The sequence below is a fragment of the Erythrobacter sp. genome (assembly GCF_036351135.1).
Lineage (GTDB): Bacteria > Pseudomonadota > Alphaproteobacteria > Sphingomonadales > Sphingomonadaceae > Erythrobacter.
The window spans coordinates 188236-204792 of the sequence record NZ_JAZBON010000009.1 but is presented as its reverse complement, the minus strand read 5'-3'; the positions used below and the strand labels follow the sequence as shown (position 1 = coordinate 204792).

At 65.5% G+C, this 16557-nt stretch carries 24 protein-coding genes; 5 read left to right on the top strand and 19 right to left on the bottom strand.

Annotation, left to right across the window (positions count from 1 at the left end; genetic code table 11):
• The first annotated feature begins 28 nt into the window (after positions 1-28).
• Positions 29-940, top strand: coding sequence for an EamA family transporter RarD (gene rarD / locus V2I30_RS02140; protein ID WP_330660416.1), 912 nt, complete (start codon positions 29-31; stop codon positions 938-940).
• Here the strand turns inward: rarD and pyrC are convergent, their stop codons facing one another.
• Positions 941-1978 (bottom strand): dihydroorotase, encoded by a 1038-nt coding sequence (gene pyrC, locus V2I30_RS02135; protein ID WP_330660415.1) that lies wholly within the window; start codon positions 1976-1978, stop codon positions 941-943.
• A 70-nt stretch (positions 1979-2048) separates the two neighbouring features.
• Here pyrC and V2I30_RS02130 point away from each other — a divergent pair, with 70 nt between their 5' ends.
• A complete protein-coding gene (locus V2I30_RS02130) occupies positions 2049-2939 on the top strand; it encodes an ATP-grasp domain-containing protein (protein WP_330660414.1) in 891 nt (296 codons plus the stop codon).
• Positions 2936-3673: a CAF17-like 4Fe-4S cluster assembly/insertion protein YgfZ gene (ygfZ, locus tag V2I30_RS02125; RefSeq protein ID WP_330660413.1), complete on the top strand. Its 738-nt coding sequence runs from the start codon at positions 2936-2938 to the stop codon at positions 3671-3673. Before V2I30_RS02130 ends, ygfZ begins: the two co-directional genes overlap by 4 nt.
• Positions 3674-3683: 10 nt before the next feature.
• On the opposite strand, the gene V2I30_RS02120 is transcribed toward ygfZ, so the two are convergent.
• From V2I30_RS02120 to rplU, 4 genes are all read right to left on the bottom strand, one after another.
• Entirely contained in the window at positions 3684-4280 is a 597-nt protein-coding gene (locus V2I30_RS02120; RefSeq protein WP_330660412.1) for a TetR/AcrR family transcriptional regulator, read from the bottom strand.
• Between the two features lie 11 nt (positions 4281-4291).
• Complete coding sequence (locus tag V2I30_RS02115) at positions 4292-4927, bottom strand: GNAT family N-acetyltransferase (protein WP_330660411.1); 636 nt, start codon at positions 4925-4927, stop codon at positions 4292-4294.
• 216 nt (positions 4928-5143) lie between these two features.
• Positions 5144-5413, bottom strand: coding sequence for a 50S ribosomal protein L27 (rpmA, locus tag V2I30_RS02110; RefSeq protein ID WP_330660410.1), 270 nt, complete (start codon positions 5411-5413; stop codon positions 5144-5146).
• A 12-nt stretch (positions 5414-5425) separates the two neighbouring features.
• Entirely contained in the window at positions 5426-5941 is a 516-nt protein-coding gene (gene rplU / locus V2I30_RS02105; RefSeq protein ID WP_330660409.1) for a 50S ribosomal protein L21, read from the bottom strand.
• Between the two features lie 274 nt (positions 5942-6215).
• Here rplU and V2I30_RS02100 point away from each other — a divergent pair, with 274 nt between their 5' ends.
• On the top strand, positions 6216-6731 hold the full coding sequence (locus V2I30_RS02100; RefSeq protein WP_330660408.1) for a hypothetical protein: 516 nt from the start codon (positions 6216-6218) through the stop codon (positions 6729-6731).
• A gap of 56 nt (positions 6732-6787) precedes the next feature.
• On the top strand, positions 6788-7462 hold the full coding sequence (locus V2I30_RS02095; protein ID WP_330660407.1) for a Crp/Fnr family transcriptional regulator: 675 nt from the start codon (positions 6788-6790) through the stop codon (positions 7460-7462).
• 52 nt (positions 7463-7514) lie between these two features.
• Here the strand turns inward: V2I30_RS02095 and V2I30_RS02090 are convergent, their stop codons facing one another.
• The 14 genes from V2I30_RS02090 to V2I30_RS02025 form a co-directional block, all read right to left on the bottom strand.
• On the bottom strand, positions 7515-7985 hold the full coding sequence (locus V2I30_RS02090; protein ID WP_330660406.1) for a hypothetical protein: 471 nt from the start codon (positions 7983-7985) through the stop codon (positions 7515-7517).
• A gap of 81 nt (positions 7986-8066) precedes the next feature.
• Positions 8067-8510 carry a molybdenum cofactor biosynthesis protein MoaE gene (locus V2I30_RS02085; protein ID WP_330660405.1) on the bottom strand — a complete coding sequence of 148 codons (444 nt, stop codon included), beginning with the start codon at positions 8508-8510 and terminating at the stop codon, positions 8067-8069.
• A gap of 3 nt (positions 8511-8513) precedes the next feature.
• A complete protein-coding gene (locus V2I30_RS02080) occupies positions 8514-8765 on the bottom strand; it encodes a MoaD/ThiS family protein (protein WP_330660404.1) in 252 nt (83 codons plus the stop codon).
• Positions 8762-9817: a GTP 3',8-cyclase MoaA gene (moaA, locus tag V2I30_RS02075; RefSeq protein ID WP_330660403.1), complete on the bottom strand. Its 1056-nt coding sequence runs from the start codon at positions 9815-9817 to the stop codon at positions 8762-8764. Before moaA ends, V2I30_RS02080 begins: the two co-directional genes overlap by 4 nt.
• A complete protein-coding gene (locus V2I30_RS02070; RefSeq protein WP_330660402.1) occupies positions 9810-10130 on the bottom strand; it encodes a Rossmann fold domain-containing protein in 321 nt (106 codons plus the stop codon). The genes moaA and V2I30_RS02070 overlap by 8 nt, the downstream gene beginning before the upstream one ends.
• A gap of 6 nt (positions 10131-10136) precedes the next feature.
• On the bottom strand, positions 10137-10526 hold the full coding sequence (locus V2I30_RS02065; protein ID WP_330660401.1) for a dihydroneopterin aldolase: 390 nt from the start codon (positions 10524-10526) through the stop codon (positions 10137-10139).
• 12 nt (positions 10527-10538) lie between these two features.
• A complete protein-coding gene (locus V2I30_RS02060; protein ID WP_330660400.1) occupies positions 10539-11438 on the bottom strand; it encodes a class I SAM-dependent methyltransferase in 900 nt (299 codons plus the stop codon).
• Entirely contained in the window at positions 11438-12838 is a 1401-nt protein-coding gene (gene thrC, locus V2I30_RS02055; RefSeq protein ID WP_330660399.1) for a threonine synthase, read from the bottom strand. Before thrC ends, V2I30_RS02060 begins: the two co-directional genes overlap by 1 nt.
• Before the next feature lie 70 nt (positions 12839-12908).
• Complete coding sequence (locus V2I30_RS02050) at positions 12909-13475, bottom strand: SURF1 family cytochrome oxidase biogenesis protein (RefSeq protein WP_330660398.1); 567 nt, start codon at positions 13473-13475, stop codon at positions 12909-12911.
• A complete protein-coding gene (locus tag V2I30_RS02045) occupies positions 13472-13849 on the bottom strand; it encodes a DUF983 domain-containing protein (RefSeq protein ID WP_330660397.1) in 378 nt (125 codons plus the stop codon). The genes V2I30_RS02050 and V2I30_RS02045 overlap by 4 nt, the downstream gene beginning before the upstream one ends.
• Positions 13850-13866: 17 nt before the next feature.
• Entirely contained in the window at positions 13867-14742 is an 876-nt protein-coding gene (locus tag V2I30_RS02040) for a cytochrome c oxidase subunit 3 (RefSeq protein WP_330660396.1), read from the bottom strand.
• A 29-nt stretch (positions 14743-14771) separates the two neighbouring features.
• Positions 14772-15368: a cytochrome c oxidase assembly protein gene (locus V2I30_RS02035; protein WP_330660395.1), complete on the bottom strand. Its 597-nt coding sequence runs from the start codon at positions 15366-15368 to the stop codon at positions 14772-14774.
• 2 nt (positions 15369-15370) lie between these two features.
• Complete coding sequence (locus V2I30_RS02030; protein WP_330660562.1) at positions 15371-15502, bottom strand: hypothetical protein; 132 nt, start codon at positions 15500-15502, stop codon at positions 15371-15373.
• Positions 15499-16455: a heme o synthase gene (locus V2I30_RS02025; RefSeq protein ID WP_330660394.1), complete on the bottom strand. Its 957-nt coding sequence runs from the start codon at positions 16453-16455 to the stop codon at positions 15499-15501. Before V2I30_RS02025 ends, V2I30_RS02030 begins: the two co-directional genes overlap by 4 nt.
• Positions 16456-16557 lie beyond the last annotated feature (102 nt).

Here is a 16557-nt window from a genome sequence, read left to right as displayed (position 1 = left end):
CGAGGGGCAGACCCTACCCGCTGGCCGCATGACGAACCCGCCATTCGAAGCGCCGCAGCGCTCCGGTCTTTTCGCCGCGGTCGGCGCCTATGTGATCTGGGGGTTCCTGCCGCTCTACCTGTTGCTGGTCCTCAGCGTCCCGCCGTTCGAATTCGTGGGCTGGCGCATCATCTGGACGCTGCCCTTCTGCCTCGCGATCGTCGCCGCGCGCGGACAATTCGCGGCGCTGCGCCAGGCCATCGCGCAGCCGCGCGCCCTCGTCGCCCTTTTTGCAAGCGCCGCCCTTATCGCGCTCAACTGGTTCGTCTATGTCTGGGCAATCCTCGCGGGCGAGGTCTTTGCGACCAGTCTCGGCTATTATCTCAACCCGCTGCTCAACGTCCTGCTGGGCACGATGCTGCTCAAGGAAAGGCTGTCGCGCCTGCAATGGCTCGCGGTTGCGATCGCCGCCTGCGCGGTGGCGGTGCTCGCCGCGGGGGCGCTGACGAGCTTGTGGATCAGCCTCACACTCGCTTTGAGCTTCGGCCTCTATGGCATTGTTCGCAAAACGGTTTCGGTCGGCGCGCTCCCGGGTCTGACGATCGAGACCGCGATCCTGCTGCCGCCCGCCTGCCTGATTGTATGGTATTACGCGGCCTCGCCCGCGGGCTCTGCTTTCACCGTCGATCCGGCACTCAGCGCAGCTATCGCTTTTTCCGGGGTGGTCACCGCCGTCCCGCTCCTCCTCTTCGCGATCGCCGCGCGGCGGATGAACTATTCGACGCTCGGCTTCATCCAGTATCTCGCGCCGACCATCGTCTTCGTCCTCGGGCTCACCGTCTTTCGCCAGGAATTGCAGCTGGTCCAGCTCGGCAGCTTCGTCCTGATCTGGGGGGCGGTGGCGATCTTCGTCGGCGATCTGTGGCTGCGCACGCGTCGCCCCGCCGCGGTGACAGCCTGATCAACCCGCGAGGCGCCAGCCCAGCGTCTCGCCGGCGTGGAACGGCACGATACTTTCGCCGGCAAGCGTCAATTCGCCCGGCACTTCGAGCGCCGCGCGTTCGAGGGTGATCGTCTCCTCGTTCACAGGGAGACCATAGAAAGCTGGCCCATGGATCGAGGCAAAGCTCTCGAATCGGTCGAGGGCTTTTTCCTCGTCGAACACCGCAAGATAGCTTTCGAGCGCAAAGGGCGCGTTGAAGATGCCTGCGCAGCCACAGGCGGTTTCCTTGGCGCTGCGAAGGTGCGGGGCCGAATCGGTGCCGAGGAAAAACTTGGGCGAACCGCTCACCGCCGCTTCGCGTAGCGCGAGGCGATGTTCCTCGCGCTTGGCGACGGGCAGGCAGTAATTGTGCGGGCGGATGCCGCCCACCAGCATGGCGTTGCGGTTGATATGGAGGTGCTGCGGCGTGATGGTCGCCGCCACCCCATCCCCGCATTCGCGCACGAAGCGGACGGCGTCGCTGGTGGTTATATGTTCGAACACGACGCGCAGGCGCGGGAAATCCCGGACGATGCCGCGCAGATGCCGTTCGATGAAAGCCGCCTCGCGGTCGAAGACGTCGATCTCGTCCTCGGTCACTTCCCCATGGACGCACAGGACGATGTCCTCGGCCTCCATCCGTTCGAGCACCGGATAAACTCGCGCCACGTCCGAGACCCCATGCGCGGAATTGGTGGTAGCATTGGCGGGGTAGAGCTTGGCTGCGGTGAAAATTCCCTCGGCCGCGCCGCGTGCCAGATCGTCGGCATCGGTGTCGTCGGTCAGATAGCAGGTCATCAACGGGGTAAAGCGCACACCTTTGGGCACGGCTGCAAGGATACGCTCGCGATATTGCGCGGCCATCGCCGCGTGAGTGACCGGGGGCGCGAGATTGGGCATGACGATCGCGCGCGCGAATTGCCATGCGGTGTAGGGGACGACGCCGCGCATCACCTCATCGTCGCGGAAATGAAGGTGCCAGTCATCGGGGCGGCGGATCGTCAAGCGGTCGGTCATCGTGCCGCCCGCTTACGCCGGTGCGCCCGGGCTTTCCACCCCCGTTCATGCTGCCTAGAGCGAGCCGGACATGACCAGGATCGCTTTCCTCGCCTGCATGACGACCCTGCCCGGAGCGGGCGAGCGCCGCGGCGATGCGCACGAGCACGATCTGACGATTGCCGCGCTCGCGCCGCCCTTCGCAGCAGCCAGGCTGGCGCTGGAGGTAATCGACTGGGAATCGCCGATCGAACGGTTCGATGGCTGTGCGGGCGTGCTGCTGGGCACGGCCTGGAATTATCAGGATGCACCGTCCGCTTTTGTCGCGCGGCTTGAGGAACTGGCGGCGCGCGGGATACATGTGTTCAATCCACCCGATCTCGTCCGCTGGAACCTCAGCAAGACCTATCTGCGCGAACTGGCCGAACGCGACGTGCGGACCGTTCCAACGCGTTGGCTGAAGGATGTCGATTCGGACGACATTGCGGCGGCGATGGCGCAGTGGGACGCCGAAGCGCTCGTCATCAAGCGACAGGTGGGCGCGGGTGCGCTTGGGCAGATACTGGTTCGGCACGGCGAACTACCCGGCGGAGGATGGCGTTTCGGCCATGCCGCGATGGTGCAGCCCTACCTTCCCGCAATCGCCGATGAAGGCGAGCTTAGCTTCGTCTTCATCGACGGCGCGCTCAGCCATGCTCTGCGCAAACGACCGGCGCGCGGCGATTACCGTATCCAGTCGCTCTATGGCGGGACCGAGGAGGCGCACGCGCCTTCGCCAGAAGAGGTTTCCACAGCCCGCGCCGTGCTCGCCGCCCTGCCCGCGCCCGCTCCCCTCTATGCCCGCATCGACATGGTTCGCGCCGACGATGGCGCGCTGCTGCTGATGGAAGCGGAGCTGATCGAACCCTATCTATACCCCGAACAGGGCCCGCAATTGGGCTCGCACCTCGCTCAAGCACTTGCGAAGAGGCTTCAGATATGAGTGCCAAAATGCTGAAATCCCGCGCGATCGTCCGGCTTTCGCCGACCGAGCCGGGCGAGGATGTGCGCGGGTTCCTGCAGGGGCTGGTGACGAATGATGTCGGCAGCGCTCTGCCCGTCTATGCCGCGCTGCTCTCCGCTCAAGGCAAGGCGATGTTCGATTTTCTTGTGTGGGATGGCGAGGACGACGCGCTCCTCCTCGATTGCGAGGAGGCGGTTGTGGACGACCTGGTCAAACGCCTCTCGCTCTATCGCCTGCGCCGAAAGATCGCGATCGAACGCGAACCGGAGCTGGCCTCGCTGTGGAGCGAGGACCACTTCATGGGCGCCGTGCTCGATCCCCGAATGCCCGAGCTCGGATTTCGCCGGGTCGCAGAAGCGGAGAAATGCGACGCGGGCGATGAGGCTTACCGCGCGCATCGCCTCGATCTGGGCGTGCCGGAAGGGCAAGCTGAGCTGGGCGATATCCTCTGGCTGGAAACCAACGCGGTCGAGCTGAACGGGGTAAGCTTCGAAAAAGGCTGCTATATCGGGCAGGAGAATACCGCGCGCATGAACTGGCGGCAGAAGGTCAGTCGTCGGCTGGTGGTGGTGCCGCTCGATCGATCGCAGGAAAAGCGGCGCAAGGCCGCCTATCCCGAGCTTGGCGTGGCGGTAGATCACCTGCGCGTTGCGGATCTCGATACGGCGACGCTTCCGGATTGGCAGGCGGCGGGGATCGCGACGGCGGATTAGGCCCTAAAAACTAGGCCTCGTGATGCTCGGCCATCGAGGCCTCGAGATTGGCCGCCGCGCGCATCCGGGCGGTGTCGCGAGGCAGGCCGAGCGATTTGGCGAGCGCCGCGCCGATCAGAGCATCGCCGAGCGCCAGCAGGACCAGTCCGAGGGTATCCTTGTGGACATGCAGCGGATCGTCGCAATGCTCCGCCTCCATCGGCGCGATCTCGTCGACCAGCTCGTGGATCGTGGTGATGATCGGATCGAGCGCGTCTTCGTTACCCGTCAGCAGCATCCAGCTGGTGAGAGCGCCGGCCCCCTCGCGGTCGAACGCATCGAAGGCCAGGTCGACCACTTCGCGCACCGATCCGAGCCCTGCACGCCGCGCATGGACAGCGTCGCGAATGGTCGAGCAGACGGTGCGCGCGAGATGTTCGGCCAGCGCCTTTTGAAGACCCGAAGCCGATCCAAAATGGTGCAGCAAATTGGCATGGGTGCGCCCGATCCGCGCCGCTACCGCCTTGAGCGTAACGGATTGCGGCCCCGTTTCGATGAGTAGCGCGCGCGCCGCTTCGAGCGCGGAATTGCGCGATTCCTCGGGGGTCAGTCGTTTGCGGGTTGCCATCGCGCCGGTGTCTAGGCGAAGCGGCGCCCGCGCTCAAGGCGCCGGACGTGGCGACTCGCGGACCGTTTCGCTATTTCAGGCCCAGCGCGGACCGGGCTTGCCATCTTCGCCAGATCCATCCGATAGAGCGCTGCCGGCGCCTCCTCGCCGCGCCCGCACGAGGCGTGCATGACGATGCGTCCGGTCGGCTCGAAACCGAGCTTTGCCAGCACCCGGCCCGAAGCCGGATTGTCGAGGAAATGCGAGGCGACCGCATGGCGATGTCCGAGCGCGCGCGCGACTGCGAGCGCCGCCGCGCCCGCTTCGGTCGCAAAGCCCTGACCCCAGAACAGGCGCGCGATCCAGTAGCCGAGCTCGACCGCCGGCGCGTCGCGGCCGCCGCTCGCTTCCGCATGGTCTGTCGGCGAGGCTTCATTGAAGCCGACGCAGCCCAGTATCTGCGCATCGGCAGCGCGCGTCACCAGGAAGCGCGGATATTTGGGGTTTTCCTCGCGCTCGGCGAACCGGCGGGCGTCTTCTTCGCTATAGGGCCAAGGCGCGCGGGCGAGATTGCGCACGACGCCTTCGTCAGCGATGCCGCGATGTACGCCGCGCCAGTCCTCAGGCCAGATCGGTCTCAACAACAATCGCGCGCTGCGATGGAACACAGGTTCTCTCCTCCTCGCCCCGCATCGCCCCTTATGGACCATGCGTGACAGATTGCGTGCACCGGAACGTTCATTTCCGATGAGATGCGAGGGAGAAACGACGAGAGGGAGATGGACCTCCCCTGGAAACCAGGAAAGTCCCATCTCCCTCATGTCTGTGCCGATCGCTCGGCTGGGACCGTCCTGGTTGGACGATCCCGTTATCGAATCGTCCGCTTACTCGGCTGCTTGCGCAATCATGTCGACCGACACGTATTTGCGAGCCTGCTTGCCGGAGTGGAATCGCACCACGCCGTCTTCGAGCGCGAAGAGGGTGTGATCCTTGCCCATGCCGACATTGGTGCCCGGATAGAACTTGGTGCCGCGCTGGCGCACGATGATGTTGCCGGCAACGACCTGCTCGCTGCCGAACTTCTTCACGCCGAGGCGACGACCGGCCGAATCGCGACCGTTACGCGATGAACCGCCTGCTTTCTTATGTGCCATTGTCTGCGATCCTTACTTCTTGTCTTCGGTTTTGGGCTCGGCCTTCTTGGCCGGCGCCTTTTTGGCCGGAGTCTTCTTTGCCGCGGGCTTCTTGTCCGCCGCTGCATCCGCCTTCTTCGCCGGAGCCTTCTTGGGCGCAGCCTCGCTCGCTGGCGCCTTAGCCTCGGCTTCGGCCTCCTGCTTTGCGGGGGCCGCCTTTTTGGCGGGCGCCTTCTTCGCCGCGGGCTTGCCTTCGCCGACATCGGTGATGCGCAGCAGCGTCATTTGCTGACGATGGCCATTCTTGCGGCGATAATTGTGGCGGCGGCGCTTCTTGAAGACGACGACCTTTTCCGACTTCGCCTGCGCGATGATCTCTGCCGAAACGGTCACCTTGGCGGCATCGGCCATCGTGTCGCCCTCACCGGCGAGCAGGACGTCGCCCAGGGTGATCGTGTCGCCGGCTTCGCCGCTAAGCTTTTCGACGGCTATCTTGTCTCCGGCGGCAACCCGATATTGCTTGCCGCCCGTGCGCACTATCGCGAACATGGCTTGTCACTCTCATCAATTCTGACTGTCCGACCCTTGCGAGCGCCGCTGGGCAGCCGCCTGGTCGAACGGATAAACAGCGCCGCGACGTTGCAGCGCTGGGAAAGATGGGTGCCGTTAAGGGAAGACCTGAGTGAAGTCAACGCCTCGCGCGGGAAATTCGGCGCCCTTTCGCTTGGGCACTGCGGACCGTCGCGGCGCGCTGTCGAAATGCGTCAGGAGGCGCTGCGTCCGGCTTTGAAAGCGCGTTGGCACCGTGATAGACAGCGCCATCATGACGCTTCGCCCCGCCCCGCTTTGGCCCTTACTTGTCGCCATTGGTGTCCCATCGCTGGCAGGATGCGCGGGCAGCGATACGCGCTATCCCTCGCTCGCCATCCGCGATGCGGAACGCGCAATTCTGGCGGGGAACGCCGCGCCGCCGGCGGCCGCCCCCGCTCCCGTGGTTCAAGTGGACCCGGCGCTGATCGCAGCGCCGCTCGAACGCGCGCGCGAGGCGCATGCGCGTTTCCTCGACCAGCGTCCTGCAACGCTCGATCTGGCACGCGCGGCAAGCGGGCTCTCGAACGACAGCGATCGCCGCTCCCGCGCGCTCGTCGCGCTCGCCAATCTCACCACGATCCGCGCCGACACGGCGCTGGCGCTGGCCGATCTCGACCGGCTCGAGGCGGAAACCGCAACGCAGCTGAGCGCTCTGGAAGCCATCGAGGAGGCACAAGGCGAAGTCGCGCGACTGGTCGAAGTGCAGGATGAAAGTCTCGACGCAGCCGCCCTGGCGCTTGGATTATAGCGGGGGGTGCGGCTGGCATGAACATAGCGGCAGCCCAGGCTTGCGAGACTTGTCCGGTGCGCAGCAGCGCCGCCTGCGCGGTGCTGAACGAAAAAGAACGCGCCGCCCTGGCCGCCGCTGGACGCAGCCGCGTGCTCGAGCGCGGCGAGATGCTGTTCGCCGCCGGCGACGATGATGCCGCCTGCGCCACCCTGGTGAGCGGCGCACTCAAGGTCTCGGCGGTGGACGAAGACGGCAACGAGCGTATCCTCAGCCTCGTTCACCCCGCCGGCTTCATCGGCGAGATGTTCGCCCCCTTCGCCCGCCACGACGTCGTCGCGCTCACGCAAAGCCGGCTGTGCACCTTCGCCAAATCCGATATCGAGCGCGCGATCGACACCTATCCCGCGCTCGCCCGCGCATTGTTGCGGCGCAGCCAGGAGGACCTGCTCGCCGCGCGCGGCCTGCTCGAACTGACCGCGCATGCGAGCGCCGACAAGCGGCTGGCGGCGCTGCTTCATGACTTCGCGGTCGCGGCGAGCGACACGTCCTGCCACCTCGCCGATCGCTTCGAATTGCCGCTGACCCGCGGCGAGATCGCCGGGATGCTCGGCCTGACGATAGAGACGGTCAGCCGCAAGCTCGGCGAGCTCGAGGAAGCGGGCGCCATTGCACGCGAAGGAAAGCGTGGCATCGCGCTGTGCGATGCCGCGCTCCTCGCGCAGATAGCGGGGCGCCCAGATCCCCTCTAGGCGCCCCGATCCGGCCGGGAACGTCGCCCCATCCCCATGGCCGAACCTGAGTTCAGGACACGATGGCGGCGATGGTCACCGCCGCCATACCCCAGCCGACGATCAGGACCGGCAGGATCAGCATCTGCACCCCGGCATCGCGCGCGCTCAGCCGCCCGGTATGGGTCATGATTCCGGCATTGCGGAACGCGCCCACGGTCATCGGTGCGCTCTCATTATCCCGCAGCCGCGTCCAGATCGCCGGTACGCCAAACATGGCGATTACGAAGATCGTGAAGATCGCCATCGGGATAACGAGACCGGGAGTTGCCAGCCCAGCGAACATCACGGCGAGGAAGGCGAGATAAAGCGCCGCGGTCGCGCCGTAGAAGGCGGTGGGGATCTCGAAATTGCGATCGCTTTCGACCTGGGGGCGCGGCGCGTTCGGCAGGCGTAGCTCGGGAGCCGGCACGCCGTCCGGGCCGGGTGCGGCGACGAGGCGGGCCTTGCCGCTGGCGATCTGTTCCTGAATTTGCTTGCTCATGACCGTTCTCCTTGTCCGCAAGGAGGATTAGAGCCGGCGGAGCGCGGCGACTTTGATGCAGATCAAAGAGGTGCGAAAATATCAGCGCCAGCGAGCGAGATCGGCATGATCTTCGGCGCGCGGTTCGATCCAGCGCCACTCGCCATCGCGCCGTTCACGCTTCCAGAACCACGCGGCGCCTTTCAGATGGTCCATGCAGAAATCGACCGCGTCAAAGGCGCTGCGACGATGACACGCCGCGGCGGCGACGCAGACGATCGGATCCCCCGGACGCAGCGTTCCGATCCGGTGCAACAGCGTGGTCCCGAGTAGGTCGAACCGCTTTCCGGCCTGCTCGCCCAGCTCCTGCATTCCGGGCAGGGTGAGCGGCGCGTAATGCGACAGTTCGAGCGCTTCGACATCGTCCCCGGCGCGCACCTGGCCAGTGAAGCTGGCGATGCCGCCGGCCTGGGGCGTGGCGGCCGCGAGGGCCGCAATCGCGTCGGCGGGCGCGAAGGGCTCGGCGAGCACGCGAATGTCGCGCATCGCTCAGCCTCCCGAAACGGGCGGAAGCAGAGCAACCTCGTCGCCTTCGCGCGCTTCGAGAGCGGTCTTGTCCGCAAGCACCTTCCCGCGGCAGGCGACGTTGACCCGCTCTTCGGCTAGCTGAGCGGCGACATCGGGACCGACCGCTTCGAGCAGACCGCTCCAATCGAGCGGAGCATTCGTCTCGAGGCTCTGCCGTCCCGCCACATCGCGCAAGGGGCCGAGGAATAGGATGGTGACGCCCACAGCCCTCATCCGCCCGTCATCGACATATGCCGTGCGAGAGCAGGCGCGGCGCCGCGGCGGTCCATGCGAAAATCGTGGCGCTCGGGCTTAATCGCCATCGCCCGGTCGAGCGCGGCGGCGAGGTTTTCGCGCGGGGCGTCGGACCGAAGCGCCGCGCGCAGATCGACCCGCTCCGCCCCGCCGAGGCATGGATAAAGCTGCCCGGTAGCCGTCACCCGAATTCGGTTGCAGCCGTCGCAGAAATTGTGCGTGTGCGGGGTGATGAAGCCCAGCCGCCCGCCGGTCTCGGCCACATCTACATAACGTGCCGGACCCCCGGTAGTCGCGTCGCTCTCCCGCAGTGTCCAACGCTCCGCCAGACGCGCACGCACGAGGTCGAGCGGCAGATAGTGGTCGAGCCGCTCGCCCTCGACATCGCCCAGCGGCATGACTTCGATCAGCGTGACCTCGTGCCCCTCACCATGCGCCCATTCGATCAGGCGCGGCAACTCGTCCTCGTTTGCGCCCCTTAGCGCGACCGCATTGATCTTGACGCGCAGCCCCGCCGCCTTCGCAGCGGCGATCCCGTCCAGCACCTGCGCCAGCGCATCGCGCCGCGAAAGCTGTTCGAACAGAGCGGGCTCAAGCGTGTCGAGCGAGACATTCACCCGCCGCACCCCAGCGCTGCGCAAAGCGGCGGCATGATCTGCGAGCCGGGTGCCGTTGGTGGTCAGCGTAAGCTCGTCCAAGCCCTTCCCCAGGTACCGCCCGAGGCTGGCGAATAGATCGCCGATATCGCGCCGCACCAGCGGTTCGCCGCCGGTAATGCGGATCTTCGTAACGCCGCGTGCGATGAAGCCGCGGGCCAGATCGTAAAGCTCTTCGAGCGTCAGCACCTCGCGCTTCGGAAGGAACGTCATGCGCTCGGGCATACAATAGCTGCATCTGAGGTCGCAGCGATCGGTCACCGACAGGCGCAGATAGGAAATGCGCCGCCCGAACGCATCAATCAGCGCAGACGCCGGGGTGGAGGCGGCACCGATCTCGATCCGGTCGCGCAGGCGGGCGGCTGGCTCAGTCATGGGTCTCGAGATAATGGCCGGTCACGCCCGGCGCGCCAGCGAGATATACTATCAGCGCGGCAAGTTTCGACGGATCGGCCCCGGCAGCGAGATTGACGCGCGCTGGCGTCATGGCGCGGGCGAGATCGCGGGCGATTGCCGAGCGCCAATCGGCATGGTCCGGCCCGGCGGCCGGCAGCGTCACGACCAGGCTCTCGCCTTCGCGCGGTTCGATGGCATCGCGTACTTCGGCCAGGTGCCGTTCGTGAAAGGCGCTCGCCGCGGCCAGGCTTTCGCCGGGCAATTCGGGCACTTCGTAGATGCGCTGCGCCATCGCCGTTCAGCCCCCGCCATCCGGGCGCTCTCGGTGCAGCGTGATGCCGATCTGCTCGCCAGCCTGTGCAATGGCGAGCTTGACGATCTTAACCGTCACCGCCTCGATCCGTTTGTCCTGCACGAACAGCGTTTGGCAGATATGATCGGCCACGGCCTCGATCAATTTGAAGTGCACCCCATCCGGCAGGCCGTCCGACATGGCAAATTTCAGATCCATGTAGTTTTTGCTCGCATCGAGCGGCGTGTCGACGTCGTAATGCGGCGCGACCTCGTAGCGCGCCTGCACCGTGATGCGCAGCGGCTGTTTCTTGCCGGTTTCCTCCGAATAGATGCCGGTCAGGACATCCACTTCGAGGTCGGCGACTTCGAGGATCAGCGAATCGTTCGTGTTCATTCCAAGCCCGCCCTAGCCCGGATTGCTCCAGCGCGCGAAGATCGCGGTTGGCAAGAGCCTGCGCGGGCGCCCGTCCCCCACTGGCTCCTCGCGCACTGCGATATCGCCGTGCTCGATATGGCCGGGGAGGTTGCGCAGCGCCTCTTCGAGCAAGCCGGCGATCGCGAGGCTGCTCATGCGCACGGCATAGACGGTGAGGAAGAGAAAGCGGCTGCCCGGATCGAGCAGCGCAGCGCAATCGGCGACGAGGCCGGGCAGCCCTTCCTCCAGCCGCCAGGTTTCGTTCTTCGGGCCGCGCCCGAATTTTGGCGGATCGAGGATGATGCCGTCATAACGCCGCCCCCGGCGCACTTCGCGCGCGGTGAACTTGGCGGCATCGTCGACCAGCCAGCGGATCGGCCGCTCATCCATTCCCGACAGCGCCGCATTCGCGCGCGCCTGTGCCACCGATTTCTTCGAAGCGTCGACATGAGTGACCCGGCCATGCTGCGACAGCGCGAGGGATCCGAGTCCGGTATAGCCGAACAGGTTGAGCGTCTCGGCATCGTCGCGCTCCCTAAGCTGGTCGCGCATCCAATCCCAAACCGGCGCCATGTCGGGGAAGAACTGCAGATGGCGAAAGGGCGTCGGCTGCGCAGTGAAGCGCAGCTGGTTCCAGGTGAGCTCCCACCCGTCAGGGACTTCGGGCGAGAGGTTCCAGCGCCCGCCGCCATCCTCGTCCGACCCGGGAATGAATTCGCCCGCTGCGGGCCACTCACCAAGCCGCGGTTGGCACAGGGCCTGGGGTTCGGGACGGATGAAGGCGTGTGGGCCGAATGCCTCGAACTTGCGCCCCGCTCCGCTGTCGAGCAGGCGATAGTCGTCCCAGCCCGCGCATTCCATCACGATGGGTTGCTCGGCGAGCCGTGCCATCAGGCGGAGCGGGTCGCGTTCTCGAGCACGAAGTCGCGCGACGCCTCGTAATCGCCGCCCAGCTCGCAGAAATGTTCCTCGCGCCCGAACAGGTCGCCCACTCGCGGCGGCAGTGCGGGGCGAACGCCGATTGCGCGCTCGACCGCATCGTTGAACTTCGCCGGATGCGCGGTGGCCAAAGTCACGATCGGCACGCCGGGCGCGATGTCGGCGGAAAGGCTCGCGTGGAGCCCAACGCCGGTATGCGGGTCAATCACCTGCCCGGCATGGCGCCACGCCCATTGCAGCGCGCGCGCCGTCTCGTCCTGATCCGCCCGTGCGCTCGAAAACAGTTTCGCCATCCCCTCGCGCTGGCCGTCGGTCAGCCGCATCGCGCTCGTCTCGTCGAAGCCGCGCATCTGCTCGCACAAAGCCGCCCCGTCGCGCCCGCCGCAATCGAAGAGCAGCCGCTCGAAATTGCTGCTAACCTGGATGTCCATCGAGGGTGTGATGGTCGCCGTGACGCTGGCGGCGGAATAGTCGCCTTCGCCTAGCGCACGGTGGAGGATATCGTTGACATTGGTCGCGACGATCAGCCGCTCGATCGGCAGCCCCATCGCATGCGCGACATAGCCGGCGAACACGTCGCCGAAATTGCCCGTCGGCACGCTGAAGGCGACGCGGCGATCGGGTGCGCCAAGTTGCAGCGCCGCGTAGAAATAATAAACCACCTGCGCCATCAACCGCGCCCAGTTGATCGAATTGACCGCGCCCAGATTGAGCTGCCCCGTCACCGCTTCGTCGCCGAACATGCGCTTCACGTGGCGCTGCGCGTCGTCGAAACTGCCCTCGATCGCGAGATTGTGAACATTGGGCGCGCGCACGGTCGTCATTTGCCGGCGCTGGACTTCGCTCACCCTTCCCTTCGGGTGAAGCATGAAAATCTCGGTTCGATCACGCCCCGCCACCGCATTGATCGCCGCCGAACCGGTGTCGCCGCTAGTTGCGCCCACGATGGTCAGGCGCTCGCCGCGCCGCTCGAGAAAGGTCTCGAACAGATGACCCAGCATCTGCAGCGCCACGTCCTTGAAGGCGAGCGTCGGCCCATGGAACAGTTCGAGCACCCAATGCTGCTGATCCAGCTGAACCAGAGGAGCGACGGCGGCGTGGCCGAAATCACGATAGACAGCCTCGCACAGGCGCTCGATCTCCTCGCGTGTCAGCGAGGGTTCGACGAAGGGCTCCATGATCCGCGCGGCGAGGCTGGCATAGGGCAGGCCACGCAGGTCGCGGATTTCGTCCGGCGACATTTGCGGCCAGCGCTCGGGCACATAGAGCCCGCCATCGCTGGCAAGGCCGGCAAGGGTCGCGCCCTCGAAATCGAGCTTGGGTGCAGAGCCGCGGGTGGAGACATAGTGCATTGTGGGGGGTGCGAATAGCGATGGCCGTGTGCAGGAGCAAGTTGCGGTGTTTCTGCGGGCGGGAGAAGGGCTAACGCCGACCTATCCGCGCCCGTACTGCCAGAAAGAAAATCACCAAGGCTGTCAGCGCAAAGCCGAACCACTGGATGGCGTAGGACAGGTGATTGTTCGGCAATTCGCGCGGATCGGGCTTCGCAAGCGGCTGCAACCCTGCCACCGGGGGATCGGCGACCAGGCGCGGCCCCGGAGCGACGATGCCTTCGACACGTCCGCCCTCCCATACCGGCAGGTCGAGGTCCTGGCTGAAGCCGAGATCGACCAGCGCGTCCGGCCTGCTCCCCGAACTGCATTCGACCCGCACCGTCCAGCCCTTGGCGCCATTCGCCGCCGTTCCGGCCACCGGCTCCGCCGCGCCCGGATCGGTGCAGTCGAGTGTACTGCGCCGGAACCAGACCGCCTCACCCTCGCCGTCTTGCGGGAAAGGCACCGGCGCCGCCTCGCCGCCCGCCTCTTCGTAGCTGGCGATAAGCGCGGCTTTCGCCTCTACCTTGCCCAGCTGCCAGAAGCCGAGCGCGACCATGATCGCCGCCGCCGCGACGACCACGATCGTCGGCAGGAGGGGGAGGCGGCGGATCATGGTTCATCGCCTTCACGCCGCTCAAAGGAAGCGTAGAGCAGCGTCGTCTTGAACAGCCGCAGCGCGTAGATCACGACCCCGACGGTGACCGGAGCCCAGAACGCCGCCTGCAGCCACAGCGGCGGGCGCAGCTTCGTTTCCACCGCGTAGGCGATAAGGATAAGGACGATTGCCACCAGAGCGGTCAGCATGCCCGCTAACCGGCCCCCCCGCTCCAGCGCACCCAGATCGAGCCCACAAGAGGAACAGCGCAGTGCGACCCTTGCCGACGCTTCGAACAGGGTCGGGGAGCCGCAGCGCGGGCACAAACCCAAAAGGGCAGCCCGGAGAAGCCCGGGCTGCCCTTTGATGTCCGACGCGCGTTTTTCAGTCACCCGCGAATGCGCATCGATCAGTGGAATTCGGCGCCCCAGCCGCCCCAGATATAGACCGCGATGAACAGGAACAGCCACACCACGTCAACGAAATGCCAATACCAGGCCGCGGCTTCGAAGCCGAAATGCTGGCGCGGGGTGAAATGGCCCAGATAGGCGCGGTAGAGGCATACGGCGAGGAAGATAGTGCCGACCACAACGTGGAAGCCGTGAAAGCCGGTCGCCATGTAGAAAGCCGAGCTATAGGTGTTGCCGCCGAAACCGAAGGGCGCGACTGCATATTCGTAGGCCTGGATCGCGCTGAACAGGAGGCCCAGGCCAATGGTCGCCCACAGACCCTGCTTCAGCCCCTCGCGATCGCCATGGACCAGCGCGTGGTGCGCCCAAGTGACGGTGGTGCCCGAGCACAACAGGATCAGCGTGTTGAGAAGCGGCAGGCTGAACGGATCGAGCACTTCCATGCCTTCGGGGACGAAGGTGCCGAGACCCAGCGTGTTGTCACCGAGGAACAGGTTCGTGGTCGTGTCGCTATCGGCGTTGTAGACCAGCGGCTCGGGGAACAGCGCGAAGTCGAAAAAGCTCCAGAACCAGCCGACGAAGAACATGACTTCCGACGCGATGAACAGGATCATGCCGTAGCGCATATGCAGCTGGACGACCGGGGTGTGGTCGCCGCGCTGCGCCTCGATGACGACGTTGCGGAACCAGAAGAAGAAGGTCGCGATCAGGCCCGCCAGCCCGAGATAAAGCACGACATCGGCCACCGCGCCGAACAGGTCGGGGTAGAAGGACAAGACCATCCCGCTGGTGAAGGTCAACGCCGAAAACGCGCCGATCAGCGGCCAGGGATCGGGATCGAGAATGTGATAATCGTGGTTTACATTACCGGCCATGATGCGTGTCCTGTCCCTGCGAAGGAGGCTTATTGCGAGCGGTCGAGAGCACTCGTTACGGGCTCTTTTGCGCGGTGAAAAGTGTAACTGAGGGTAATCTGCTCGATATCGCCGATCACGTCGTCCTCGAGGATCGCAGGATCGACGTAATAGAGCACGGGCATGGTCACTTCCTGCCCGGGCGCAAGCGTTTGCTCGGTGAAGCAGAAACACTGGATCTTGTGAAAATATTTGCCCGCCTGCGAAGGCTCGACATTGAAGGTCGCCGTGCCGGTGATCGGTAAGCTGCTGTCGTTCTTCGCGACATAGGTGGCAAGATCGCGCTGACCGATGCGCACGGTGTCGGTGGATTGCGACGGGGCGAACTGCCAAGGCACATTGCGTGCAGTCGACGCGTCAAAGCGGATCGAAATGTCGCGCGTAATGCCTGCCGAGGCGGCGGCATTGGCCTGCGCGTCGGTGGCAATCTGCGTCGTCCCGCCAAAGCCGGTCACGCGGCAGAACAGGTCGTAAAGCGGAACCGCGGCATAGCCGAGGCCGAGCATGGCGAGCGCGCCCAGGATGGCGAGCATACCGGTCCGGGCATTGCGGCGCGCCGTGTCGGAATCGAAGGTTGTCGTCGCCACGCCTAGTCCCCGATCCTCACGACGGTGATCGCGTAGAACAAGACGGCGAAGAATAAGAGCACCCCGCCGACCACGTAGTTGCGCGCCTTTTGCCGCCGCTTGAACTCGGTTTCCTCGTCGGGCGTCATGCTCATGCGAAGAGCCCTCCCCCGACCCATCCGTTCGCGGCCAACAGCCGGTCGGCAACCAGCGCGGCGAAGAGGACGAATAGGTAATAGATCGAGAACTTGAACAGGCGGATTTCAGGCTGCGATCCTTCGTCTTCGCCCCGTTCGCGCATCCCCACCGGAACAGCGAGCGCGAGGAAAAGGGCCGAGAGCACGAGCGCAACCGAGCCATAGACCCAGCTCGTCCCCCCGATCAGCCACGGTGCGAGCGCAACGGGCGCGAGGAGGACGGTGTAGGCGAGGATCTGGTGACGGGTCGAACGCTCGCCGCGCACCACCGGCATCATTGGAATGCCGACATTGGCGTAGTCGGTCTTCACGAACAGTGCGAGCGCCCAGAAATGCGGCGGGGTCCACATAAAGATGATCGCGAAGAGGAGAAGCGGCATCGCCGTTATCTCGCCGGTGACCGCGATCCAGCCGATCAGCGGCGGAAATGCACCAGCGCCGCCGCCGATGACGATGTTCTGCGGCGTGCGCGGCTTGAGCCACATTGTGTAGATGACCGCGTAATATACGATTGCCGCCGCCAGCATGATCGCCGCGAGCCACCCGATCGCCACACCCATCAAGAACACCGAGGTGGCCGACAGGAACAGACCGAAATCGCGCGCATCCTCGCGCCGCATCCGGCCACCGGGGAGCGGACGGTTTGCGGTGCGCTTCATGCCTGCGTCGAGATCGGCTTCCCACCAATGGTTGAGCGCCGCGGATCCGCCGGCCCCCATCGCGATCCCCAGCACCGCGGTGAAGCCGAGCACCGGGTGGATCGAACCGGGCGCCGCCAACAGGCCGCAGATCGCGGTGAAGATCACCAGCGTCATCACACGCGGCTTAGTCAGCGCGAGGAAATCGCGCCACTCGGTCGGCAGCGCGGCGGCGCTGGCCGGAAGCTGGGATTGGGGTGTGAGAAGCGTCATGAGCGGTTCGGTTCGGGTCGGTCTTTTGCGAAGAAGCGCGCCCAGCTCGAGCGCGCCCCTCCTATCGGTTCCTCAAATCCGCGCCACGGCCGAGGCCGCGGC